25 protein-coding genes are annotated in these 24,254 nt (G+C 65.3%); 6 read left to right on the top strand and 19 right to left on the bottom strand.

Annotated elements, in window-relative coordinates; all coding sequences use genetic code 11:
* Window positions 1-3: 3 nt before the first annotated feature.
* The 5 genes from JHD67_RS04770 to JHD67_RS04750 form a co-directional block, all read right to left on the bottom strand.
* Entirely contained in the window at window positions 4-1,098 is a 1,095-nt protein-coding gene (locus JHD67_RS04770; protein WP_199097849.1) for a PQQ-dependent sugar dehydrogenase, read from the bottom strand.
* A gap of 58 nt (window positions 1,099-1,156) precedes the next feature.
* Window positions 1,157-1,561 (bottom strand): DUF3224 domain-containing protein, encoded by a 405-nt coding sequence (locus tag JHD67_RS04765; RefSeq protein ID WP_199097846.1) that lies wholly within the window; start codon window positions 1,559-1,561, stop codon window positions 1,157-1,159.
* 92 nt (window positions 1,562-1,653) lie between these two features.
* Window positions 1,654-2,661, bottom strand: a complete 1,008-nt coding sequence (locus tag JHD67_RS04760) for an alpha/beta fold hydrolase (protein WP_199097844.1) — start codon at window positions 2,659-2,661, stop codon at window positions 1,654-1,656.
* Entirely contained in the window at window positions 2,658-3,476 is an 819-nt protein-coding gene (locus JHD67_RS04755; protein ID WP_199097842.1) for a lysophospholipid acyltransferase family protein, read from the bottom strand. Before JHD67_RS04755 ends, JHD67_RS04760 begins: the two co-directional genes overlap by 4 nt.
* A 54-nt stretch (window positions 3,477-3,530) precedes the next feature.
* Window positions 3,531-4,007 (bottom strand): Lrp/AsnC family transcriptional regulator, encoded by a 477-nt coding sequence (locus JHD67_RS04750; RefSeq protein WP_199097840.1) that lies wholly within the window; start codon window positions 4,005-4,007, stop codon window positions 3,531-3,533.
* A gap of 146 nt (window positions 4,008-4,153) precedes the next feature.
* On the opposite strand from JHD67_RS04750, the gene phhA reads away from it, so the two are divergent.
* Together phhA and JHD67_RS04740 are read left to right on the top strand one after the other, a co-directional pair.
* A complete protein-coding gene (gene phhA, locus JHD67_RS04745; protein WP_199097838.1) occupies window positions 4,154-5,044 on the top strand; it encodes a phenylalanine 4-monooxygenase in 891 nt (296 codons plus the stop codon).
* 185 nt (window positions 5,045-5,229) lie between these two features.
* Complete coding sequence (locus tag JHD67_RS04740; RefSeq protein WP_199097836.1) at window positions 5,230-5,853, top strand: OmpW family outer membrane protein; 624 nt, start codon at window positions 5,230-5,232, stop codon at window positions 5,851-5,853.
* A gap of 105 nt (window positions 5,854-5,958) precedes the next feature.
* On the opposite strand, the gene JHD67_RS04735 is transcribed toward JHD67_RS04740, so the two are convergent.
* The 6 genes from JHD67_RS04735 to JHD67_RS04710 form a co-directional block, all read right to left on the bottom strand.
* On the bottom strand, window positions 5,959-6,600 hold the full coding sequence (locus tag JHD67_RS04735; RefSeq protein ID WP_199097834.1) for a DUF2931 family protein: 642 nt from the start codon (window positions 6,598-6,600) through the stop codon (window positions 5,959-5,961).
* Window positions 6,601-6,676: 76 nt separating this feature from the next.
* On the bottom strand, window positions 6,677-7,309 hold the full coding sequence (locus JHD67_RS04730; protein WP_199097832.1) for a DUF2931 family protein: 633 nt from the start codon (window positions 7,307-7,309) through the stop codon (window positions 6,677-6,679).
* A gap of 79 nt (window positions 7,310-7,388) precedes the next feature.
* A complete protein-coding gene (locus JHD67_RS04725) occupies window positions 7,389-8,030 on the bottom strand; it encodes a DUF2931 family protein (protein WP_199097830.1) in 642 nt (213 codons plus the stop codon).
* A 2-nt stretch (window positions 8,031-8,032) separates the two neighbouring features.
* The gene (locus JHD67_RS04720; protein WP_199097828.1) at window positions 8,033-10,075 is read right to left on the bottom strand and encodes a DUF2235 domain-containing protein; all 2,043 of its coding nucleotides are present in this window, start codon (window positions 10,073-10,075) and stop codon (window positions 8,033-8,035) included.
* A 272-nt stretch (window positions 10,076-10,347) separates the two neighbouring features.
* Window positions 10,348-11,031, bottom strand: coding sequence for an RES family NAD+ phosphorylase (locus tag JHD67_RS04715; RefSeq protein ID WP_199097826.1), 684 nt, complete (start codon window positions 11,029-11,031; stop codon window positions 10,348-10,350).
* A 109-nt stretch (window positions 11,032-11,140) separates the two neighbouring features.
* The gene (locus JHD67_RS04710) at window positions 11,141-11,539 is read right to left on the bottom strand and encodes an MbcA/ParS/Xre antitoxin family protein (RefSeq protein WP_199097824.1); all 399 of its coding nucleotides are present in this window, start codon (window positions 11,537-11,539) and stop codon (window positions 11,141-11,143) included.
* Between the two features lie 144 nt (window positions 11,540-11,683).
* Here JHD67_RS04710 and JHD67_RS04705 point away from each other — a divergent pair, with 144 nt between their 5' ends.
* On the top strand, window positions 11,684-12,220 hold the full coding sequence (locus tag JHD67_RS04705; protein WP_199097822.1) for an SRPBCC family protein: 537 nt from the start codon (window positions 11,684-11,686) through the stop codon (window positions 12,218-12,220).
* A 53-nt stretch (window positions 12,221-12,273) separates the two neighbouring features.
* Here JHD67_RS04705 and JHD67_RS04700 read toward each other — a convergent pair whose 3' ends face one another.
* The 7 genes from JHD67_RS04700 to JHD67_RS04670 form a co-directional block, all read right to left on the bottom strand.
* Window positions 12,274-14,061 (bottom strand): DUF885 family protein, encoded by a 1,788-nt coding sequence (locus tag JHD67_RS04700; RefSeq protein WP_199097820.1) that lies wholly within the window; start codon window positions 14,059-14,061, stop codon window positions 12,274-12,276.
* Window positions 14,058-15,701 carry a SulP family inorganic anion transporter gene (locus tag JHD67_RS04695; RefSeq protein WP_199097819.1) on the bottom strand — a complete coding sequence of 548 codons (1,644 nt, stop codon included), beginning with the start codon at window positions 15,699-15,701 and terminating at the stop codon, window positions 14,058-14,060. Before JHD67_RS04695 ends, JHD67_RS04700 begins: the two co-directional genes overlap by 4 nt.
* A 94-nt stretch (window positions 15,702-15,795) precedes the next feature.
* Entirely contained in the window at window positions 15,796-16,503 is a 708-nt protein-coding gene (locus JHD67_RS04690) for a YafY family protein (RefSeq protein ID WP_199097817.1), read from the bottom strand.
* 257 nt (window positions 16,504-16,760) lie between these two features.
* Complete coding sequence (locus JHD67_RS04685) at window positions 16,761-17,390, bottom strand: glutathione S-transferase family protein (protein WP_199097815.1); 630 nt, start codon at window positions 17,388-17,390, stop codon at window positions 16,761-16,763.
* 14 nt (window positions 17,391-17,404) lie between these two features.
* A complete protein-coding gene (locus JHD67_RS04680) occupies window positions 17,405-17,809 on the bottom strand; it encodes a GFA family protein (protein ID WP_199097813.1) in 405 nt (134 codons plus the stop codon).
* Window positions 17,806-18,003: a hypothetical protein gene (locus JHD67_RS04675; RefSeq protein ID WP_199097883.1), complete on the bottom strand. Its 198-nt coding sequence runs from the start codon at window positions 18,001-18,003 to the stop codon at window positions 17,806-17,808. The genes JHD67_RS04680 and JHD67_RS04675 overlap by 4 nt, the downstream gene beginning before the upstream one ends.
* 10 nt (window positions 18,004-18,013) lie before the next feature.
* Complete coding sequence (locus tag JHD67_RS04670) at window positions 18,014-18,625, bottom strand: DJ-1/PfpI family protein (RefSeq protein WP_199097811.1); 612 nt, start codon at window positions 18,623-18,625, stop codon at window positions 18,014-18,016.
* A 220-nt stretch (window positions 18,626-18,845) separates the two neighbouring features.
* Here JHD67_RS04670 and JHD67_RS04665 point away from each other — a divergent pair, with 220 nt between their 5' ends.
* The 3 genes from JHD67_RS04665 (at window position 18,846) to JHD67_RS04655 (ending at window position 23,119) form a co-directional block, all read left to right on the top strand.
* Window positions 18,846-19,859, top strand: coding sequence for a class 1 fructose-bisphosphatase (locus JHD67_RS04665; RefSeq protein WP_199097809.1), 1,014 nt, complete (start codon window positions 18,846-18,848; stop codon window positions 19,857-19,859).
* A 180-nt stretch (window positions 19,860-20,039) separates the two neighbouring features.
* Window positions 20,040-20,969: a patatin-like phospholipase family protein gene (locus tag JHD67_RS04660; protein ID WP_199097807.1), complete on the top strand. Its 930-nt coding sequence runs from the start codon at window positions 20,040-20,042 to the stop codon at window positions 20,967-20,969.
* Window positions 20,970-21,085: 116 nt separating this feature from the next.
* The gene (locus JHD67_RS04655) at window positions 21,086-23,119 is read left to right on the top strand and encodes a S9 family peptidase (RefSeq protein WP_199097805.1); all 2,034 of its coding nucleotides are present in this window, start codon (window positions 21,086-21,088) and stop codon (window positions 23,117-23,119) included.
* Window positions 23,120-23,158: 39 nt separating this feature from the next.
* On the opposite strand, the gene JHD67_RS04650 is transcribed toward JHD67_RS04655, so the two are convergent.
* Window positions 23,159-24,250, bottom strand: coding sequence for a PA0069 family radical SAM protein (locus JHD67_RS04650; RefSeq protein WP_199097803.1), 1,092 nt, complete (start codon window positions 24,248-24,250; stop codon window positions 23,159-23,161).
* Window positions 24,251-24,254: the final 4 nt, after the last annotated feature.

Below are 24,254 nucleotides of genomic sequence, written 5' to 3'. Positions count from 1 at the left end.
ACCTCAAGGTTTGGCATAGGTGACGCGATAGACCGCGCCGGCCAGATCGTCGCTCACCAGCAGGCTGCCATCGGGCAGTGGCTGCACGTCGGCAGGGCGTCCCCAGGCCTTTTCGTCCTGCTCGAAACCATCGAGCAGCGGCTCGTAGGACACGACCTTGTCGCCGCTGAGGCGCACCGTCATCACCCGGTAGCCCGATTTGGTGGTGCGGTTCCACGAACCGTGTTCGGCAATGATGATGGCGCCTTTGTAACTCGGCGGAAACATGGCGCCTTCGTAGAAGCGCATGCCCAGCGAAGCCACGTGCGCACCCAGCTTGAGTACCGGCGGCGTGTAGTTCTTGCAGCTCTTGCCCTGGCCGAACTCCGGATCGAGCGTGTCGCCCTGGTGGCAATAGGGGAAGCCGAAATGCTCGCCGATGCGGGTGAGCTTGTTGAGTTCGTCGCTGGGCATGTCGTCGCCCATCAGGTCGCGGCCATTGTCGGTGAACCACAGTTGCCTGCTGCCGGGCTGCCAGTCGAAACCCACCGTGTTGCGGATGCCGTAGGCGACATCCTCCAGACCGCTGCCGTCGGCGTTCATGCGGGTGATCTTGGCGAAGTCCTTGCCTTTGTCGCAGACGTTGCAAGGCGCGCCGATGGGTACGTAGAGCTTGCCGTCCGGGCCGAAGGCGATGAACTTCCAGCCGTGATGCTGCTCGGTGGGAAACTTGTCGTACACCACTTCCGGGGTCGGCGGCTTGTCGAGGTGATTCTCGATGTCGCGCAGCACCAGGATCTTGCTCACCGCCGAGATGTACAGGTCGCCGTTGCGAAAGGCCACGCCCACCGGCAACTGCAAGCCGCTGGCGATTACGCGTACCTTGTCGGCGCGCCCCGCGCCCTTGCTGTCGGTCAGCGCATAGACCTTACCCGCGCTATTGGAGCCGACGAATACCGTGCCCTTGGCGCCCAGCGCGATCTCGCGCGCATTCGGTACCTGATCGGAGTACACGGCGATATGAAAGCCCTTGGGCAGGCTCAATAGCTCCAGCTGCGGTGCGGCGCAAGCCGCATGCGTGGCAACGAGTCCGATCAGGGCGAAAATAAGCTTGCGCATGGCGGGGCTCCGTGAGGGAGGACGAAAGCGTAGCGCCGCCGCTCCCTCGGGGAAAAGATCAGGGTTGGTCCGGCAAGGTGTAGTCGAGCACATACGCGTGCTCGCCCTTGTCGATGATGATCTGCAACTGGCCGCTGATGCCGGCCAATGCGTCGGTGCCCGAGTCGGGCACGATGGTAACCAACAGCTGCGCAGCGCCTCGATTCAAGGTGCCGCTATGTTGCAGCGCGAAACTGCCACGACGGCCATGCAGGCTGCCGCTGACCCGCTCCATCGCCACGTAGCCGGCCGAACCGTCCACGGCGGTGCCCACCGCCAGCATCTGGCCGTTGCCCTCACCGTCAAGGTCACCGTGAAAGCGCTTATGGATCGCCATGCGTCCCACGCTGGGGTCGCCCACGCCGTCCTGCGGCGGTTGTGGCGAGAGAGTGACTTCGAAGCTGCCCTTGGCCTGCGTGCTCATCTGCGCATTCTCCCCCACGGGCGGCGCCATGCCGCGATGAAAGGCGCATCCTCGATGCGCCCCCTGCCACTGTCAACGGCGCTGGCGCCGGTTCAGGCGCTGGCCGCCACGGCATTGAAGCGCGCGGCGATGTAATCGTCGGTGAAGCTGGTCATGTCCCAGCTGCGAATGAAACCGCAATGGCCGCCGTAAGGGGCAATATCCAGCTCGACGTTGGCCGGCAGCTCCAGCCGCTCGAACGCATCCACGGGAATCACGGGATCGTCGCGCGCGGTGAGGATGGTGGCCGGAATGTGCAGCGCATCCAGCGCGCGGCCCGCCACGGAATAGCCGTTCAGATACGCTTCCAGCGAACCGAAATCGGTATGCCGCGCCACCAGCGAGGCGGTGAGTCCGCGCAGATTCTGCTTGAGCTCGGCCAACTCGAAATATTCATGCTGCGGGAACGCCGCCTGCTTGGCCTTCAGCGAGCGCCGCCACTTGTGCATGAAGTACGCCTGGTAGATCCATGGCGCGATTTCCTCCAGCGAGAACAGGCCTTCGCTGGGGTCGATGATCGGACACACGGCCAACGCGTAGCTCAACGGCAAGCCGGCGGCCGGCGCGTGCAGTGCCGCCCGCAGCGCGAAGTTTCCGCCCAGCGAGAACCCGGCCAATACCATCGGCCGACCGGGATAGCGCTGCGCGATATCGCCCAGCGCGTGCACCACTTCATCGATGCGGCACGAGTGGAACAGCGCTTCGTTGAGGTCATGGCTATCGCCGTGATCGCGGAAGTTCAGCCGGAAGACATCCCAGCCATCGCGCAGCAGGCGGCTGCCGGTCTGCAGCACATAGGTGGAATCGACGCTGCCTTCCCAGCCGTGGAACAACACCGCCAGGCCGCGCGACTGCGGCTGCGCGCGCTGCGCGGTGTAGGCGCCGGTGAGGCGCACGCCATCGCCGCCATCGACCGTAACCACCTCGGCACCCTGCAGCACCGTCTGCGCGGCCCTGGGCAACAGCAGGCGACGCACGCCGCTGGAGGAGAGCATGGTTTGCACGTGGCCGCTACGCAGCGGCCACGGTGGCAGGAAATCCTTTCCCTTGGGCAAATTCATGCGTGTGGGGCGGGATCGGGTTGATCGTCCAGCGCCGCGGCGATGCGCTCGCGCGACAGTTCAGCCATCCGGCGACGCGCATCGGGCGTGGCCGGTACCGCCTCGAGGAAATGCACCTCGGCGTCCAGCGGCGCGTCGCCCAGCAGGCGCAGGAAGTTCTGCATGAAATTCTCGTGCTCGCGAAAACCTGCGTCGATCACGCGGCGGCCGTCGCGCGCGAAACGCAGCGCCACCGGCTGCACCGGCACCTGCGCATCCAGCGCGGCCTGGAAGATGCGCGCATGGAACACGCGCAACACCCCGTTGTGACCGGTGCCGCCCTCGGGGAACACCGCCACCGAACGACCGCCGCGCAGGCGCTCGACCATCACCTGCATCACCGCCGCCAGCGAATGGTTGCTGCCGCGACGATGAAAAATGGTGCCACCGCTGGCGGCCAGCCAACCCACCAGCGGCCAGCCGGCGATCTCGGCCTTGGCCACGAAGCAGGCCGCGCGCTGGCTGTGCAGCAGCTCGATGTCCAGCCACGAGGTGTGATTGGCGACAAACAGCACCGGATCGGCCAGCGGCTTGCCAAAGCGCACCGAGCGCAACCCGAAGATGCGCAGCAGTGCCGTGGACCACCAGCGAATGGTGCGATGGGGGAACGGCTCGCGGCCGTCCTTCATCACCGCATGACGGCCCCAACTGAGGATCAGGGAGCACAGCAGCACGCCCAGTACGACATGCAGCAGCAGCAAGGGTACGCGCCAGGCGTAACGCAGGGGACGCATCAGATCACGACGGGCCGGGGCGGAAACGGTGTGGGTGTTCATTCGTCCAGTTAGTTTAGCGTTAGTCGGGTGCCCTGCGTCCCCATGTCGCAACGATCAACGTTCCAGTTGGCGCAGGGGCAAGGCCGCCGAGTGCTTGACGGTACGCAGCACGAAACTGGAATTGACATCGGCCACCCCGGTGGCGTTCAACAGGCGGTCCAGCAGGAAGCGGGAAAAGTCCTGCAGATCCGCCACATAGACGTGCAGCAGGTAGTCCATGTCGCCGGTGAGGGCGTAGCAATCGATCACCTCGTCCCAGCCGTTGACCAGGTCTACGAAGCGCTCCACCGCCGCGCTCTCGTGCTTGCTCAACTGCACGCGCACAAAGGCCTGCAGGCCCAGCCCCACCGCCTGCGGGTCCACCTGGGCCGTATAGCCGGTGAGGATGCCGTCGGCCTCCAGCCGTTGCAGGCGGCGCAGACAGGCGGAGGGCGACAAGCTCACCCGCTCGGCCAGCTCCGCATTGGTGATGCGCCCATCGGCCTGGAGTACGGCCAGCATGCGCAAATCGGTGCGGTCCAGGGCTGACATGGCAATAAAGTATCCACAATGAGTTATTACTCACATGATTATTGCTCAATGACTTGTGAAGGGAGCAACAAAGCAATCATCGTGCGCGGCAATCGGCCTATGCTGGCTTATCCAGCCATCCACGGCCGTTGCGCCAGGAGCCCGCCATGAACGTCACGCCCCGCCGCGTCGAGCACCAACAGACCGACCGAGGCTACGTGCCGGTGTACGCCACCGGCGTGGTGGAGCAGCCCTGGGCGAATTACAGCCGCACCGATCACGAGGTGTGGGACACCTTGTTCAAGCGCCAGTGCGAGCTGCTGCCGGGCCGGGCCTGCCAGGAATTCATGGATGGCGTCGCCCGCTTTGGCCTGGGCGATGGCGGCATTCCCAAGTTCGCCGATCTCAACAAGGTGCTCGGCGCTACCACCGGCTGGGAGCTGGTGGCAGTGGAAGGCCTGCTGCCGGACGAGGTGTTTTTCGATCACCTCGCCCATCGCCGCTTCCCGGTGAGCTGGTGGATCCGCAAGCCCGACCAACTCGATTACCTGAGCGAGCCGGACCTGTTCCACGACCTGTTCGGCCATGTGCCGCTGCTGCTCAACCCGGTATTCGCCGACTACATGCAGGCGTATGGCCGTGGCGGCATGAAGGCGTTCGCGATTGGCCCCGAGGCGCTGATGAACCTCACGCGCCTGTACTGGTACACCGTGGAGTTCGGCCTTATCAACACCAAGGACGGCATGCGCATCTACGGCGCGGGCATCGTCAGCTCCAAGGGTGAATCCATCTACTCGCTGGATTCGCCCTCGCCCAACCGCATCGGCTTTGGCCTGGAGCGCGTGATGAGCACGCGCTACCGCATCGACACGTTCCAGCAAACCTACTTCGTGATCGACAGCTTCGAGCAGTTGTTCGAGGCCACGCACCCGGACTTCACGCCGATCTACGCCAAGCTGCGCGAGGAATCGCCGCATGCGGCCGGCGACGTGCTCGACCGCGACCGCGTATTCACCCGTGGCAATCGCGAAGGCTGGTCCACCGACGCAGACACCTGAAACAAGCCGCACACGGCGTTGGTGATCTTGCACCACGGCCCGCCACTGGCGGGCCGTTTGCGTTGGTGAGCGTTCGCACCTGCGTCCGTATGCCCCAGGTCCGCATGATCCAGATCAAGCGCGGCCAACAACTTCTTCACGACCATGGCGTCACCCCGAAGACACACCCACAAGGGATGACTCCCATGAAAGTACTGCTTCCGCTCGCCATCGCCGCCGCGTTCGGCGCCGCTGCCATCGCCCCCGCCGCGCACGCCGACACCAACGACGACAACTGGGTCGTGCGCTTTGGCGTGCACGCGGTCGATCCCAAGAGCAACAACGGCACCCTCGCCGGTGCTCGCGCCAGTGTCGACAGCAATGTGCGCCCCACCGGCAGCATCGAGTACATGTTCACGCCCAACCTAGGCGTGGATCTGCTGGCCGCGTGGCCGTTCCAGCATGACGTGAAGCTCTCGGGTCTGGGCAAGGTAGCGCAGACCAAGCAGCTGCCGCCGACGCTGGGCGTCAACTACCACTTCATGCCCGACCGCACGGTATCGCCGTTCGTCGGCATCGGCCTGAACTACACCAACTTCTTCGATACCAAGGGCACCGGTGCGCTCGCCGGCGATAGCGTGAGCATCGCCAATAGCTGGGGCGTGGCCGCGCATGCCGGCATCGACGTGAAGATCAACGCCAAGTGGATCTTCACCGCCGATCTGCGCTGGATGAATATCGAGAGCGACGTGAAGGTCAACGGCGCCAAGGTCGGCACCGCGAAGATCGATCCGCTGGCCTACGGCGTCAGCCTCGGCTATCGCTTCTGAGTTGCCGCGCCAAGCCCTTACATCCCAGGGGTTACCGGCACGGAAGCCGGGTGGGCCTCCCGCGAGGGAGGCCTTTTACTTTGCCGCCGAACCTCAAGCATGGGTTCACCAGCTGCCGTAGGGGATGCTGTGGGTTTCAAGGTATTGCTTGGCTTTGTCGGAAAGGGGGTAAGCGTATTCCTTACCTTTGCCTAGCCATGGCCCCTCGGGTACCACGGTGGCTTGACCTCGTCCCATTTCCTGGCTGGACAGACCATCGCCATCGACCCACACAATGGTGCGTCCGCCCGGCGCCACGCCCACGGTGATATCGCTGCGGCAACTCATTTGCGGCGGCCCGTACCAGGTCTTGCCCATTTCGCGATGGGTGAGCGTCTTGCGCATGGCTTCAGGTACCTCGAACTCCCAGGCGTACGCTTGCGGCTCTGCCAGCGATTGCCAGCGCACATACACCCGCATGGGTGCGCCGGCTTGTTTGAGACGCGGACCCCCGCCGCCGCCATCCAGGTTGCTCCATCCGGCGGTGTCGCGCAGTTCGCCCACCACGCCTTGCGGCACGTGATACCAGTTGCCGTGCGCGTCTAGTACGTAGAGTTCCTCGACCCAGGCTTCCATATGGCGCGGCGCTGCCACGCTAATAGCCCAGTGAGGGCAACCCGAGGCGCCACCATAAGAGCCGCCGCTATCGCAGCCAGCCAATGCCAGCAGTAGAACGAGAAGAACCGTGAGACGTTGGATCATCGCCATGCCTCCGCTCCATGCCCCGGCAGCGGATCGAACCCTGGGAAGGTCATATTCGGTAGCGCGAAGCACAGCCATCGGTTTACCAGCTGCCGTAGGGGATGCGGTGGGTTTCGACGTACTGTTTGGCTGCGTCGTGCATGGGGCGAAACTTGCCGCCCGATTGCCCTTGATAGGGGCCCTCGGGCACCACGGTGGCCTGGCCTCGCTGGATTTCCACGCGTGGCAGCCCACCACCGTCGATCCACACCACGGTACGCCCTCCCGGTGCGATACCGATGGCGATGTCGCTGCGACACACCCACTCGGCACGTCCACGCCAGATCACGCGCTCACGCTTCACCAGTGCTTGCTGCATGGATTCAGGCACCTTGAAATGCCAGTAATACGCCTGCGGTTCGACCAACGATTGCCAGCGGACGTAGATCTCCTTGGGTGAGCGAACCGATGCCCTGCTATCGCGCGGAGCCATCCATACGTCCGGATCCCAGCCCTCGGTCTGGCCCAGCTCGCTTACCACGCCAGCCCCCATCTGCACCCACTGGTCGCGCTCGTTCTTGACGTAGAGCGCCTCGGCCCAGGCTTCCATATGCTTGGGTGCTACCAGACCAATGCTCCACCGTTCGCATTCGTTAGTCGCAACTTCGCTAAGTGGCGAGGAGCAACCCACCACGCTCATCACGAGTAACAGCAGAAGCGCTGCGCGAAACTTCATTGCCACCACCCTCCACGCCCCGGCAACGGATCGAACCCTAGGCGGGTCATATTCGGTAGCGCGAAGCACAGCCATCGGTTTACCAGCTACCGTAGGGGATGCGGTGGGCTTCGACGTACTGTTTGGCTGCGTCGTGCATGGGGCGAAACTTGCCGCCCGATTGCCCTTGATAGGGGCCCTCGGGCACCACGGTGGCTTGGCCTCGCTGGATTTCCACGCGTGGCAGCCCACCACCGGCCAGCCACACCACGGTGCGTCCACCCGGCGCCACACCCACGGCGATATTGCTGCGACATACCCGCTCCGCCCGCCCTTGCCACACGGCCGGCTCGCGTTTCACCAGCTGTTGGCGCATGGTCTCGGGCACTTCGAAGTGCCAGTAATACGCTTGCGGTTCCACCAGCGACTGCCAGCGGATATAGATTTCCTTGGGTGCATCCGCCTGTGGGTTGCTGTCGCGACGTGCCAACCAGGGGCCGCTGTCCCAGCCTTCCGTTTGGCCCAGTTCGCCAACCACACCGGCACCCATGCGCACCCAACGATCCTGCACGTCCTTCACGTAGACCGCCTCGGCCCAGGCTTCCATATGCTCAGGCGCCACCATGCCGATGCTCCAATGCAAGCAGTTGTCAGGACCCGCACCACCGGGCGGCATGGAGCATGCCGTTACGCCTAGCAACAGGCATAGCATGAGTGCACACCGTGGAATGATCGGGCTCATGTTCAATGCCCCGGCAGCGGATCAAAAACCAGGCGCTTGCGCTTGGGCGCGGGGCGCATGGGGAAACCCAGTTCAATGGGCATGCTGGGCTCCGGATCGCGGCTCACCTCGTCGCGGCCTTGCGGCACGCCCGGCACCCAGCCTTGCGGATTCCAATGAGAGGAGTGATGCAGGTAGCGGCGTTTGAGCAGGGCTTCTTCCTCGTCCGACAACGGGCACTTACCGCGTCCCTCGTTGCGGGCGTAGGCGAGCAGCTTGGCGTGGATGGGCTTCAGTTCGCCCGGCACCCTATACTTGGGATCGTTGTCGTCGATAAAGTCGAGCGGCACGCCCGCCTCCACCGCCAGCGCATGCATGATGCGCAGTGTCACCAACTGGTATTCGCCGCGCACCCAGCGTTGCAGGGTCACTGCCGCCGTGGTGGTTTCCAAGGCGACCTTGCTGGCCGCGTTCTCGGTGTTCCACATTTGAATGCGCAGGCGGTTGTCGCTCTGGCCGCCCTTGGCTGGCGCGTCGAACAGCACGTAGTCGTGCCAGCCGTTGTCCATCATGTCCTTGAACGCTTGCTTCCAGGCCGGGTTTTCGCTGGGGCGCGCCAGCGGGTTGCGCACGGTTTTGGGGCAGGTGTGCACAAAGGGCTGGCCCAGCAGCAGATGCTCCCAGCCCCACATGGCGTAGCCGCCGCCTAGATCGGAGTGCACGCCGGGCAGCCAGATGGTGGTGTGGAAGCCCACCGGGTTGCTGGCGAAGTTGAGCCGGCATTCGTCGCGCGCGGCCAGGTGCACCACCTTGTCGGCGATATCGCGCGGCAGATACAGGTGCACCGGATCGTTGTCCGCATTGTCGGGAATGCCGATGGCGGCCACGCAATCGAACAGGCCGATAAAGCGGATGCGCAGATCCTTTTTGCTCCAGCCGGGCTTGAGCGGCAGGCCACCATCGGACAGCGCCTGGTCCATGGCGCTGCTGCTGCCAGGTGTGGATGGTGCTCCATAGCCCATGGGGCCAGGACCCGCCTGGGCGGCATCCGCCACCCAGGCGAGCGAAGACAGCGCATTGCGCAACGAGTGGTTGAACAGGCTCTCCTCTCCGTGATGAATCAACCACGCCAGATGACGCGAAGCGGCCGCGCCACGACTGAAGCCAAAAAGATCGAATTCGATGGCATCGATAATGAGGCCCGGATTCACCCTGACAAATTCTTGGATGTCCTCGATAACAGCGCGCAATCCCGCCATGGCGCGATCCGCGACGCCGGTACTCGCATAGCCAAAGGCACTCCCGAGAAGGCTGTCCTTCTTGCCGGTGTCGGTTCCGATGCCAGGGACATACACGCTGCGATGGATGGTGAGGCGACCATCCTTGCCGCTCGCCGCCTGCTTCACCTTCTCGGTCACGGGATAGAGATCAAACAACCGATGCACATTGGTTTCACCGCCCTCAAAGCTGGCGCCTTCCATGCCATTGGCCTTGCCACAGTCGCGCGCCATCTTGGCGACGGTGTCCGGGTGCTTGTCCATATCCACGGCAGCAGGCGCGCACTTGGCGTGGAAGGCCCGGCTGTTGTCTATGTTGTTGCCGGTGCCCTCGTTGAACACGGCAATGCGAAAGACCACGTGCACGGCAGGGCGCCGAATGGCGGCGAGCGCACTGGTAGCCAGGCCCGCGAGTTGCCCGCTGCTGAGTGATGCGGTGGCTGCAGGAGCCTTGGTTTCGGCCGCGCCCTTGGCGGTAACGGGCGGGGCGTCGCGGGTGTCCAACGGCAAGCCGCTGTCATCCTCGTACAACAGATCCTCGTGCGTGCCGATCAGGCGCGCGCCGCAACTGGCGCGCATGCCTTCCACCGCGGGGGCAAACGTAAGAAAGGACTGGATGGATTCCTCGATGGGGAAAATGCCCTTGCACTTGCCGCAGTACACCAGGTGGCCGCGCCCGGCCACCGCGTGCCCGCGATGGCTCAACAGCCGGTAGCCATTGAGTACGTAGCCTTCCACACCGTCGTGGACCACTTTGGAACAGCAGGTAATGCCTTTGCGCTTGGTCATGGTCCGGACTCCGAATAGGGTGACGCCGGTGCGAAAGCACCTTAGTTACCAAGCGAATCATTCGGAGCCATCGGCGGTCAGCCGGCCATTGCCGCCGTGATGAGTACGCCTGGCGCCCTCTGGATGAGAACCGCCAAGACGCAAGCGCCGCGCGCCGATGCCAAGCTGAAGCAAGCATTGTTTGCTTGGATACGAAAACGGGCTGCGTGGGCAGCCCGTTTTTCTGCTTCGCCAACAGGGCGGACGTATGGCGCAAGGCCGCGAAGCGCGGGTTAGCTGCGCTTCCACTCGTCCACGGTGAGCACCTGTGCGATGTGCGCGCCATCCCAGCGATACATCAGGTGCTGCGCCTGGGTGCAGGGTCCCACGCGGTCGGGGTAGAACACCGCCACGCATTCGCCGCCGCGATGGCGCACGCTGTCGTAGACCAGCCCGTCGGAGCCTTCGCTGCGCAGCCGCCGCGCCAGCGCCACGCCAGCGCTGTAGTCGTTTGGATCGTGTGCGGCTTTCCAGCCGCCGCGCAGGTCGTGCAGCTTGGCGTGGATGGTGGTGCGGTAGCAGCGCATTTCGATGTTGCACGGCGACTCGGCGGTGGCGGCCAGGAAACGCTCGCGGTGATAGACGGTTTCTTCAACGGCCGTGGCAACGCTGTGACCGGCGTAGAACACGCCCCAGCTGCCATCGGAGAAGCGGCTGCCTTCGGGATTGAGATGGGTGAAGGCGGCCATGACCGGCGTGGTGCCGGGGCCGCTGACGCGTCGCTCTTTGGGTACCAGGCGCAAGTCGCCCAGTTCATCGCGCAGGCGCGGGTTGGTCATCGCCTCGATGGCGTACAAGGCTTCCAGATCCGCAGGCGTCGCGATGCGGTCGAATACGCCCACCGGGGGAAAGCGGCTGGGCACGATGCGATAAGCGTGGCTCCAGCGGATGCGTTTGAGCGGTGGAAGGTCTGCCATGACGTGCTCGATCCCGATCGTTCACCAGGGACGGCGAGTATGCACAGGATCGGTATCGCTGGCTGCGACCGTGGCAACGGCGCGCGTTAGCCCGAGTCGTGCGGTCAAATCAGCCCCAGCCGCGTTGGGCGTCGAGGTATTGGCGCACCACGTAGAGATCGGCCACGTTGCCCGACAGCATGCGTTGCAAGGCAGACTGCCCGCCGAATAGCGTGGCCTGGTTGGGGCGGTGCACCCAGCCGTCGGCCTGCTCGGCGTCGGGGAACAGAATCTGCAGATCCTTGAACATGCCCAGCAGATAGCTGATGCGTTCGAGCGTGTCGCGCCCCAGCGTGCCGCTTTGCAGGCGCTTCCACTTGTAGAAGGTCGATTCCGGCGGATCGCCCAGCAGGCGGCGCTGGTCGGCGATGCGCAGGTTCCAGCGCTCGGCCAGCTGGAAGAAGGCGCGCAGCGCGGGGCCGCCAAGGTCGGCGGCGGGAAGGCTTTCAGGCAGGAGGTGAGCGGCCATGGCGTAACTCTCCCAGTGAAGTTCGTGGCCATTCTACTTTACTGGTGAATTTTTCGCCAGCGAGCATGCCGCTCTCTCTTTTGGCCAGTGCACGCGGCACATGGCGCCACGCATACTCCGGGCGTTCGCATCGGGAGAACCGTCATGCGCAAGCCGTTCATGGCCGTAGCCGCTGGCCTGCTGGCATGTGCCAGCGCCCACGCCGCCGTCAAGGAGGCGGCGGCCGATCACTTGGTGATTCAGGACAGCCGCGAGGTGGCTGCCACGCCCGATCAGCTTTATGCGGCGCTGATCGATATCGGCCACTGGTGGAACCGTGAGCACACTTATTCCGGCGATGCCGCGCACGTGAGCCTCGCGGCCGAGGCCGGCGGTTGTTTCTGCGAACGGTGGGCCAACCAGAGCGTGGCGCACGGCCGGGTGATCTGGGCCGCGCCCGGCCACCTGCTGCGGCTGGATACGGCGCTGGGGCCGTTGCAGGGCATGGCCGTTCAGGGCGTGATGACGTTCAGCCTCAAACCCGCGCCCAAGGGCAGCACACTGACGTTCGAGTACCGCGTGAATGGCGTAACCGCCAGCGGCCTGGATGCGCTGGCGCCCACGATCAACGATGTGCTGATGGATCAACTGCAGCGTTTGCAGCGCTTTGCCGAAAGCACGGCCAAGCCGCCCAGGCCCTGAAGCCACCGATGCGCGTCGCCAGACGACGCGCATCGGCCCTAAGCGGATACCGCTTACTTCTTGGCGTCTTTGTCCTTGCCGCAATCGCAACCGAAATCCGGCGCCGGGCCGCCATCGGCGATGAAGCGGTCGATGCGCTGCTCCAGCACGGGCAGCGGCACCGAGCCGATTTGCAGCACGGTGTCGTGGAAGTGGCGGATGTCGAACTTGGCGCCCAGTTCCTGCTCGGCCTTGCGGCGCAGCTCCAGGATCTTCAGGTAACCCAGCTCATACGACAGCGCCTGGCCCGGCCAGCTGATGTAGCGATCCACCTCGTTGGCGATCTCGCGATCGGACAGCGCGGTGTTCTGCGTCATGAAGTCGATCGCTTGCTGGCGCGTCCAGCCCAGGTGATGAATGCCGGTATCCACCACCAGGCGGCAGGCGCGCCACATCTGGTAGGTGAGGTAGCCGAAGCGATCGTAGGGCGTCTTGTAGATGCCCATTTCGTTGCCGAGGTATTCCGAATACAAACCCCAGCCTTCGCCGTAGGCCGAGATGTAGCCCTCGCGGCGAAACGCCGGCTGGCCATGCTGTTCGGCCGCCAGCGCCAGCTGCAACGAGTGGCCCGGCGCCGATTCGTGCAGGGTCAGCGCCGGCATGTTGTAGAGCGGGCGCGAGGGCAGGTCGTAGGTGTTGACCAGGTAGGTGCTGGCGCCGCCGCGACCGGAGGTGTAGTACGGCGCGATATCCGCCGGCACCGGCACGATGGCGAAGCGCTGGCGCGGCAGGCGACCGAATTCCTTGCCCAGTTGCGCATCCACCTGCTTGGCCACCCACGCGGTGCGCATCAGCAGTTCGTCCGGCGTCTTGGCATAGAACTGCGGGTCGGTGCGCAGGAAATGCAGGAACTGCGGGAAATCGCCCTTGAAGCCGGTCTCCTGCATGGTCTTGAGCATCTCGGCATGGATCTTCGCCACTTGCTCCTGGCCCACCTTGTGGATGGTGTCCGGGTCCAGGTCCAGCGTGGTGTATTCGACGATCTGCTGGCGATACCACGCCTTGCCATCGGGCATGGCCTCGGCCGCGAGCGTGGTGCGCGACTTGGGCACGTACTCGTTGCGGAAGAACGTGAGCAGGTTGACGTAGGCGGGAATCACCTTGCCGCCGATCACCTGCTTGGCCTGCTCGCGCAGCTTGGCGGCATCGGCGGCCGGGATGCTGGCGGGCAGCGTGGCGAACGGTTCGTAGAAGCTGCTCTTGGTCGGGTCTTTCAAGTCCGCCACGGAAGCGATGGACACGTCGCGGCCGTTGAGCACTTCGCGCGGCACGCTGAAACCGCGCGCCAGGCCATCGCGCATGTTGTCGATCTGCTGCTGGAAGTACGCCGGCACGTCGCCGAGGCGATCGAGATAGCGCTGGTAGTCCTGCACGGTGCGCAGGTTGTCGCTTTCCAGTACGTAGCCCAGGTCGCTCCAGAAGGCGGAGTCGCTGTTGAACGGCATCTGCCACTGCTTGAACTGCTGCGCCGCCAGCAGGTTCTGGATCTGCGCGCGGTAAACGGCGTAGTTGACCTGTTCTTCCGGCGAGAGCTGCTTGGGGTTGATGCCGTCCAGGCTGGTCAGCACCTTCTGCCAGTAATCGAGGCGCCTTTGCTGGTTGGCCGCGTCCACGTTGTCCAGGCGCGAGCCGTTGGGCTGCGCTTCGCCCGAGGTGGCGATGCCGGACTGGCCGTTGCGCCATGCCCATTCCTGCTCGTAGATCTGCTTGAAGCGCGCGTCCACGCTTTGATCGGCCCACGCCGGCGCGGCCAGCGAAACGGCGGCCAGCGCCAGCCAGGTGATGCGTTGAGCTTTGTTCACTGCGTGGTTCCCTTGGGCGAAGTAGTGGCGGCTACCGCATCCTCCACGCTCCAGTCATCCAGTGCCTGTGGCGGAAGCTGGGGTGAGGCCAGGCGGGAGAGTGCGTCGCGGGCGCCGTCCTTCAATCGTGCCACGCGCAGCGCGATCCCACGAGCGGCCAGCCAGGTGACGAAATCGCCGATCGATTCGAGCGCGGTGCCGTCCAGGTCGGGCGACTCCTCCAGGCTCAGCACCACCCAATGCAAGCCCGGGCTGGCTTCCACACGATGTCGCAGCTGGGCCAGCACGGCCTCGGCATTGGCGAAGAACAGCGGTTCCTCCGGCCGCACGATCAGCATGCCCGGCACCGGCACCGCCGTGGGGTGCTGGGCGATATCCACAAAGTCGTGGCCGTTGGCCAGGCGTCCCAGCACGCTCAGGCGCGGCGTTGCCAACTGGCGCAGCAACATGACGAGGCTGAAGGCGATGGCAACCAGCAAGCCATTGAGGATGCCCAAGGACAACACCGCCAGCACCGAGGCGAGCAGCACCAGACGGTCGCGCCGCCAGCGCAGGTACGGGGCGAACGTGCCCAGGCGCAGCGACTTGCTTACCGCATGGATCACGATGGCCGCCAGCACCGGCTGCGGAATGCGCTCGATCCAATGCAGCGCCAGCAATACCAGCACCAGCACGCTGGCGGCGCCGATCAGCCCGGACAAGCGCGAACGCGCGCCCGCCGCTTCGTTGGCCGAGGTGCCGGAATAGCCCGCGCCCACCGGCATGCCATGCAGGGCGCCGGATATGACGTTGGCCACGCCGAGCACCAACAGGTCGCGATTGGGGTTCACCGCATCGCCATGCTTGAGCGCAAAGCCGCGAATGGAACTGTACGACTCGGCATACAGGATGAGCAGCAAGGCGGCGGCCAATTCCACGCTGGGCAGCCATTGGTCACTGCTGGGCCAGCGCGGCCAACCCAGGCCCGCGTCGAGGCGGATTTCACCGGTGAGCGCCACGCCCCGCTGGGCCAGCCAGCCGGAAGCGGCGACGCCCAGCGCAATCACCACCAGGCTGCCGGGCACACGCCGCAGGCGCTCGCCCGCAAACAGCAACGCCAGCGCGATCACACCGGCGCCCAGTGCCGCCGGCGAAAGCTGGCCCAGTTCGCGCGCCAATTGCAGGATCAACAGCGGCACGAAATCGCCATGCACGTCGGCGATGCCCATCAAGTGCGGCAACTGCTTGAGCGCAATCACGCAGGCCAGGCCGAAGGTGTAGCCACGCAACACCGGGCGCGCGATCAGGTGCGAGAGCCCGCCCAGGCGCGCCGCGCCGGCAATCAGAAAGCACAGGCCCGCCAGCAACACCAAGGTGGCGGCCACCGCCGCGCGCGCCACCAGGTCGCCACCGGCCAACGCCAACGTACCGGCCGCCAGCACCGCGGCGGACGACGAGGTGGCCGACACGATGGCGTAGCGGCTGCGCCCCAGCAGCCCATACGTCGCCAGGCCCACGAACAGAGCGATCACGCCCGCCTGCGGCGGCAGGTTGGCGATGCCGGAATAGGCCACTGCTTCGGGAATCAGCAGGCCTGCGATGGACAGGCCGGCGACCAGGTCGCTATGCCAGGCAGGGGTGGCGGACACGGTGGCTGACATCGATCGCTCCGGTGCGGAAGGCGCCCCGAGGTTAGCCGATGTTGCGCCGCGCCTCGCAGCCCCGCGCTGCCCGGACGGCGGCAGTCACGCCAGATCAGCCATCGATGCCTTCGTAGTAACCACGCATGGCCTGCAGGTAGGCCTCCAGGTTGCGGCCCTGGGCTTCGCCAAAGCGCTCGCCGGTGATGGTGCACTGAGCAATGCGATCGGGCCGGAAGTTGCGAAAGCCCACGCGCAACCTGCACCAGGTGCCCAGCGTCCATGCGCCGCCCCAGAACGCCAGGCACAGCGGCTCGACCTCGCGCGTGGAGGTGCGACCGGCTTCGTCGCTGTAATCCAGGCGCAGTACCTGGCCATCGGTAATGGCCGCATTGAGGCGATCGATCAGCGCGGCGAAGTCGGTCTTGGTCTGGTCACGCCATATCGGTGCGTAGATGCGCGTGCGCGTAGCCTTTTCGCGCAGCTCGGGCGGCAGTACCGCCTCGATCTTGAGCAAGGCGGCTTGCGCGCTTTCCGCCAGCTTCTGCCCGGCAAAGGCGCGTACGAAACGCGTGCCCACCACCAGCGATTCGAGCTCGTCGGCGGTAAACATCAGCGGCGGGATGTCCGAGCCTTTGCGCAGCAGATAGCCCACGCCGGCCTCGCCTTCGATGGGCACGCCCGACAGCTGCAAGTCGGCCACGTCGCGATAGACGGTACGCAGCGACACGCCCAGCGTCGCCGCGAGCTGGCGCGCCTGCAACGCGGTACGACGCCCGCGCAGGGCGTGAATGATGAGGAACAGCCGGTCGGCACGACGCATCGCTGCATGATGGCGGAGGCGATGCGTGGCGGCCAGCGTCGGGAGTCATGGTGCGGAGATGTCGTGATGGCGGTCTCGCCATCCATCGCCGCGATGAGGGTCGCCACCCCCTTCCCCGTGCCCCTCACCGTCATCCCGGTGAACGCCGGGATCGAGCGATTTTCGCGCGCTCGCCAAGCCGCAAAAGCGCTGGCTCTCAGCATTCGCCGGGACGACGGGTAGGAAAGGCTGCCAATCACATCGACCTCACACCTGACTCAAGCCGCCTGTTCCGCCGCCAATGCGGCATCCAGCGCCTGAGCACGCTGGATCGCCGGACGTGCCATTAGGCGATCCACATAGGCACGTACCACCGGCAGTTCCGGCACCAGCTTGAACATCGTCATCCAGTTCAATGCACTACCCCACAGCACATCTACCGCGCTGAAGCGTTCGCCCAACAGGTAAGGACCCCGCTCCAGTTGGCCCACGAGGGTGTTGAACATGGTGTCCCAGTCGCTGTAAGCACAGGTCGACGGCGGCACCGGCTCCCGCTTCATCGCGCGATCCACCGCGGCCGGCTCGAAGCAGGAGCCGTAGAACACCATCCAGCGCAGATACGGCCCGCGCAGCGGATCGTCCAGCGCCGGGGCCAGGCCTTTGTCGGCGTAGAGATCCGCCAGATAGAGATAGATGGCTGGCTGCTCCGTCACCAATTGGCCGCGATGCCAGATAGCCGGCACCTTGCCCATGGGGTTGATGGCGGTATACGCCGCATCGCGCTGCTCGTTCTTGCGGAAATTCAGCATGTGCAAGTCGTACGGCACACCCAGTTCCTCAAGCAAGGCGCGCGTGCCGCCGGAGCGAGTGTTGGGTGCGTGGTAGAAGGTGATGCCGGTGGCGCTCATGGTCGGCTCCTTATTCACAGGTAGCTGTGGATAACCGGGGTCTCGTGCCACTGGTTGGCGCGGCCATCGGCAAAGCGCACGGGCGAGGCGGCCCATTCCTCGTCGCTGACATCATCCAGGCAGGCCACGTTGATCGACACATAGGCGCCGCCGATCTGCTCCACGTAGCCGCGATGAAACGCATGCACCCCGCAGTGCTTGCAGAACAGGTTGTGCGCGCTGTGGGTGGCGAATTGATAGTCGCTGAGTGCGTCTTCGCCACTGAGCAGTTGAAAGCTGTCCGGCTTGGCCATCGCCCCCCAAAAACGCAGCTTGCGGCAGATCGAGCAATTGCAGCGACCGCTGCCTGCGGCAAGATCCAGCTCGACCTGGTAACGCACGGCGCCGCAATGGCAGCTGCCTTGGTAGAGACGATTCATCGGGTGGTTCCTTGCAAGGGTTTGTTGAGCAGCGTGGTGGCCGCGCGCGTGGTGGGGACTTCGGTGGATGCCGGCTTGGCCGGTGCGGGCATGGGTGCCGGTTGCGCCGGCACGCGGTATTGGCCATCCATCAGCAACCCGCGCAAATACAGCGGGCGATAGGCCATCAGGATTTTTCCGAGCGGAAACGGCATAGCGTTCTCCTCAAGCCGCCGCGGCGACATCGCCCGCACACCACGGCGGCGGCACGGCGTGTTTGAACAAGCGAAACCAGTGTTCGCGATCGCTGGGGTTGTAGAGATCGAGCGCGCGGATCACCTCGCGGGCGAACTCCACGCTGCCCAGTTGGCTGGCGGTGATCACGCCACCGTCGCTCACCGCCAGCGTGCCGGCCTCGAAGCGCTCGGCGCCCTGATAGCCAGGCACATGCAAGCCGATGTGGCCGAGCCAGCTGCCGGTATGACGGCAGGCATCCAGCAGACCGGCCCGGGCCAGCACCAGCACACCGCTATCCACGCCGGCCACGGTGGCACCGGCCGCATGGACACGCGCGACCGCGTCCACGGCCTCCTCACCCAGGCCGTGTTCCCACAGGTAGCCGCCGGGCACGATCAACAGGGCGGCGCGGTCCAGCTCGATCTGCGCCAGCGTCAGCTCCGGCACCACCCGCAAGCCGCCCATGGACAGCACCGGCTGCATCGAGAAGCCCACCGTCCGTAGCTGCCATTCGCCCGGTCGACGGATCTCGCACAGGGCGTGTGCCGCGTGCCAATCGGCGTAGCCGTCGAACGCCAGGAAATACACCGTATCGCGCATGAGTACCCCTCCTTGTGATGGTGCCCAGCTTGCGGCCCCCCTGCTGCCAACGTGTTGTCAGCAGGGCGCGGGCGGTTGGCATCGCGGCAGCCGGTCGGGCCGGGGTGGCTTATCCGAAAAGGTTTTCATGGCGGATAGATGAACCCACTGGTCAGCTGTGGTGCTGACAAGCGACCGGGTCACCCGGGACAATAGGCGTCCCTTTGCTTGCGGGTTTGCCATGAAGTCCATCTCGCTGATCCAGTTCCTCATCGAGGAACGCCGCGCCGGCCATATCAACGCCGAGCTGTCCCTGCTGATCGAAGTCGTCGCCCGCGCGTGCAAGCGCATTGCCGTGGCCACCAACAAGGGCGCCCTGGGCGGCGTCCTGGGCGAAGCCGGCACCGGCAACATCCAGGGCGAGGCGCAGAAGAAGCTGGACGTGATCTCCAACGAGATCCTGCTGGAAGCCAATGCCTGGGGCGGCCAGCTCGCCGCCTGCGCCTCGGAAGAGATGGAAGACCCGCAGCCCATCCCCGACATGTATCCCAAGGGCCACCACCTGCTGTTGTTCGATCCCCTGGATGGCAGCTCCAACATCGACGTGAACATTTCGGTCGGCACGATCTTCTCGATCCTGCGCTGCCCGGACGGCGTCACCGAGCCCAAGGCCGAGCACTTCCTGCAGCCGGGCACCACCCAGCTGGCCGCGGGCTACGTGGTGTATGGCCCGGCCACCGTCATGGTGCTGACCTTTGGCCACGGCACCCACGAATTCACCCTGGATCGCGAAGTGGGCAGCTTCATCCTGAGCCGCCGCGACATCCTCATCCCCGAGGAAACCGCCGAGTTCGCCATCAACATGTCCAACCAGCGCCACTGGGAAGCGCCCATGCAGCGCTATATCGGCGAGCTGCTGGCCGGCAAGGACGGCCCGCGCGCCAAGGACTTCAACATGCGCTGGGTCGCCTCGATGGTGGCCGACGTGCACCGCATCATCACTCGTGGCGGCGTGTTCTTCTATCCGCTGGACGCCAAGATCAAGTCCAAGGGCGGCAAGCTGCGCCTGATGTACGAAGCCAACCCGATGGCCTTCATCATCGAGCAGGCAGGCGGCGCCGCCACCACCGGCCGCGAACGCATCATGGGCCTGCAACCCACCGGCCTGCACCAGCGCGTGCCGGTGTTCCTGGGTTCGAAGAAGGAAGTGGAAGTGGCCACGCACTACCACGTCGCGGCCGACGCGGCCGTCTAAACGGCATGCCGTGGTATCCACACCGGTGGATATCACGGCAGTTATCCACAGTTTGCTGAGCGCCGCCCAACGGCGCGCTCGATACCGACATACCGGCGCCCTTTGGCGGCCTTACACTCGCGCGCCAGTCGCCCCGGAATATGCCGCGGTGGCGACCACCTCTCTCCACGCGCCGACATCATGACCGCCACCCGCCGTTTTCGCCCGCTCCTGCCCTTGCTCGCCAGCCTGGTGCTGTGTGCCTGCTTTGGCTCCACCAAGCCCACGCCGCCCGCGCCGGTAATGGTGACGCCGCCGGCCAAGCTGCGTATCGGCCTGGCGCTGGGTGGCGGCGCGGCCAAGGGCTTTGCGCACATTGGTGTGATCAAGATGCTGGAAGCGAATGGCATCCACCCGGATGTGGTCAGCGGCACCAGTGCCGGCAGCGTGGTCGGCGCGCTGTATGCCAGCGGCATGGACCCGTTCCAGCTGCAGGAAACCGCCTTCACCCTGGACCAGAACAACATCCGCGACGTGCGCCTGTTCTCCGGCGGCGTGGTGCAGGGCCAAAAGCTTCAGGACTACGTGAACCAGCTGGTGAAGAACCGCTCCCTTGACAAGCTCAACGTGCCGTTTGCGGCGGTGGCGACCCAGCTGGAAACCGGCCAGCGCACGGTGTTCGTACGCGGCAACACCGGCCAGGCGGTGCGCGCCTCCAGCAGCGTGCCGGGCGTGTTCGAGCCGGTGGAGATCAACGGCAAGCACTATGTGGACGGTGGCGTGGTGAGCCCGGTGCCGGTGGATGCCGCGCGCCAACTGGGCGCCGATGTGGTGATTGCTGTGGATATCTCGAGCAAGGCGGACGGAAAGAATCCACAGGGCATGCTCAACATCGTCGGGCAGTCCATCAGCATCATGGGCCAGAAGCTCGGTGAGCAGGAGCTGGCCCGCGCGGACATCGTGATCCGGCCCAAGGTGAACCAGATCGGCGCCGCCGATTTCGAGCAGAAGAACCAGGCCATTCTGGAAGGCGAGCGCGCCGCGCTGGCGGCCATGCCCAGCATCAAGGCCAAGCTGGCGGCGGCGCAGGCCGCGCGCCAGACGCCCGCCACGCCGGTAGTGGCGCACTAGCGCATCAGCCAGCGCGCAGACCTATGCCGCATTCCCCGGGTAAGGGGCCAGCAGTGGCGATCGATCCAAGCCGCTGTTAGCGTGCGTAGTCCATTTCATCATCAGGCAACACCGTCATGCCCCGCCTCCCCCGTCTGCTGCTGCCTCTGCTGGTGGCGACTTTGGCGCCTGCCGCATTCGCGGATGCGCCGCATGTCGATCCGCGTATCGACCACCTGCTCACCGAGTTGGGCAAGCAGCGTTCGATCGAGAGCGTGCAGATCTCGCCCGACGGCCGCCAGCTGGCGTGGGTAGTGCGCACCACGGGCCGGGGCCGTGTCGAAGTCGCCAACCTCGATGGCAGCCAGGCGCATCGCCTGACCCACGCCGACGCCGATGCCAAATGCAGTGAAGCCAACCCGGCATGGTCGCCCGATTCACAGCGCGTCGCGTTCTTCTCCACCTGCGCCAGTGGCGGCAAGCAACGCGAGTTGCTGCTGGCCGATGCGCTGGGCAAGGACAGCGCCAAGCGCGTTGCGGCCCTGCCCGGCGTCTCCGATGATCTGCGCTGGTCGCCGGATGGCAAGTCGCTGGGCTTCCTCTACGTGCCCAATGGCACGCGCCGCGCCAGTGCCCTGTACGCCGCCAAGCCCGCCGCCGGCGAGATCGGCGTGGATGGCCTGGAAGTGCAACGCGTGGCCAGCGTGGACGCCAGCGGCGGCGATGTGCGCCTGCTCACCGCGCCCGACACGTATGTCTACGAATTCACCTGGGCGCCGGACAGCCAGCGCACCGCCTACGTGGGCGCGCCACCGCCGGGCGACAACAACTGGTGGCTCGCCAAGCTCTACGTGCAGGACGCCAAGGCCGACGCCCGCGCCACGATGGTGCTGGACCCGGTCACCGCCAAGGGTGCGCTGCATGGCCTGCAGATCGCGCTGCCGCGGTTCTCCCCCGATGGCCAGCGCATCGCCCTCATCGGTGGCTTGATGAGCGACCAGGGTTCCACCGGTGGCGATATTTATGCGGTGTCGGCCAACGGTGGTGACGCGGTGAATCTCACGCCTGGCATCGGCGTTACGCCGGTGTGGCTGGCCTGGACCGGTGCGCAGCAGTTGCTGGTGAGCCAGGTGAATCGCGGCCACAGCGAAGTGGCCGAGTACGCGGTGGATAACAGCAAGGCCAGCGCCACGCGCACGCTGTTCACGCTGCCCACCAGCATCGGCGACGGCAGCGAGAGCATGGCGCTGTCGCTATCGGCCGATCACACCAGGCTGGCATTTATCCACAGCTCGTACACCGAGGCACCGGAAGTACACGCCGGTACGCTCGGCACGCAGGCACCCGCTGCGGTCACTCGTTTCAATGCGGCACTCAAGCCGGGCTGGGGCAAGGCCGAGTCGGTGGAGTGGAACAACGATGGCCACCCCGTGCAGGGCTGGTTGCTGTATCCGGCCGACTACGACCCCAAGAAGACCTACCCGATGATCGTGGCCGTGCACGGTGGCCCCGCCGCTGCGGTACTGCCGCGCTGGCCGAGCGTGGGTTTCGGCGGTGTACCGTTCTCCACGCTGGGCTATTTCGTGTTCATGCCCAACCCGCGCGGCAGCTTTGGCCAGGGCGAGGCATTCGTGCAGGCCAACCGCAAAGACTTTGGCCATGGAGATCTGCGCGACACGCTGGCGGGCATCGACGCTATCGAAAAGATGCTGCCGGTGGACGATCAGCGACTGGGTCTGACCGGCTGGAGCTACGGTGGCTTCATGAGCATGTTCGTGCCCACGCAGACCGCACGCTTTCGCGCGGTGGTGGCCGGTGCCGGCATCGCCAACTGGCAGAGCTATTACGGCCAGAATCTGATCGACCAGTGGATGATTCCGTACTTCGGCGCCTCGGTGTATGACGACCCGGCGGCCTACGCCAAGAGCTCGGCCATCAACTACATCAAGCAGGCGAAGGCACCGACCCTGGTGGTAGTGGGTGATCGCGACGCGGAATGCCCGGCGCCGCAGTCCTACGAGTATTGGCATGCGCTGCGCGCGCAGGGCGTGCCGACCTCGCTGGTGGTCTATCCGAACGAAGGTCACCACTTCGTCGATCCCGAGCATCAGCGTGATGTGTTGCAGCGCGCACTGATGTGGTTCGAGAAATATCTGCCGGCGTCGAACTGATGCGATACGGCCGCCACCTTCGGGAGGCGGCCGACACCCTCAGAACAACTGCCCCTGCGGAGAGGGCTTGCGGGGCGGCACGAACTGCGTGGTATCCATCCACAGCTCGCGCGTTCGGCTGAAGCCGTGCTTGCGGCAAGCCACATCGAAACGACGACGGATCAATTCGGCGAACACGCCTTGCCCGCGCATGCGCGTGGCGAAGTTGCTGTCGTAATCCTTACCGCCGTGCATTTGCTGCACCAGGCTCATCACATGCGCGGCGCGCTGCGGCACGTGCAGCGCCAGCCACTCGCGGAACAATGCCTTCAACTCGTACGGCAAGCGCAACGTGGTGTAGCCCGCGCAACGGGCGCCCGCATCGGCCGCCTGCTCCAGCACCGCTTCCATATCGCTATCGTTCAACGCCGGAATGATCGGCGCCACCAATACGCCTACCGGCACGCCGGCATCGGCGAGTGCGCGGATCGCCTGGATGCGACGATGCGGTGCGCTGGCGCGCGGCTCCAGCTTGGCCGCCAGGTGGTTGTCCAAGGAGTTCACCGAGACGAACACCTGCACCAGGTTGGCGCGTGCCATCGGCGCGAGAATATCCAGGTCGCGTTCCACCATGGCGTTCTTGGTGACGATGGTGCACGGATGCCGGCATTCGGCCAGCACCTCCAGTGCCGCGCGGGTGAGTTTCCAACGCCGTTCCACCGGCTGATAGGGGTCGGTGTTGCTGCCGATGTTGATCGGGCTGACCGTGTAACCCGGACGCGCCAACTCGTGGCGCAGCACTTCCGCCAGATTGCTCTTGGCGCGCAGCTTGGTTTCGAAATCCAGGCCCGGCGACAAGTTGAGGTAGCTGTGTGAGGGCCGTGCGAAGCAATAAATGCAGCCGTGCTCGCAGCCGCGATACGGGTTGAGTGCCTGGCTGAAATGGATATCGGGCGAATCGTTGCGGGTGATGACGCTGCGCGCCTGTTCTTCCGTCACTTCGGTGCGCGGACGCGGCGCGGCCTCGTCCAGCAGCCGGCTTTGCCAGCCATCGTCTTCGGCGTGATGGCGTATCGACTCGAAGCGCCCTTCCGGATTGGAAGCGGCGCCGCGGCCCTTGAGGGCCTGCAGCGGCAGGGGAATATCGTCCATGCCG

It is taken from the genome of Dyella sp. ASV21 (genome assembly GCF_016428975.1).
Lineage (GTDB): Bacteria > Pseudomonadota > Gammaproteobacteria > Xanthomonadales > Rhodanobacteraceae > Dyella.
Note: the sequence above shows the minus strand (reverse complement) of the source record. Positions and strands in the feature narration are given on the sequence as shown.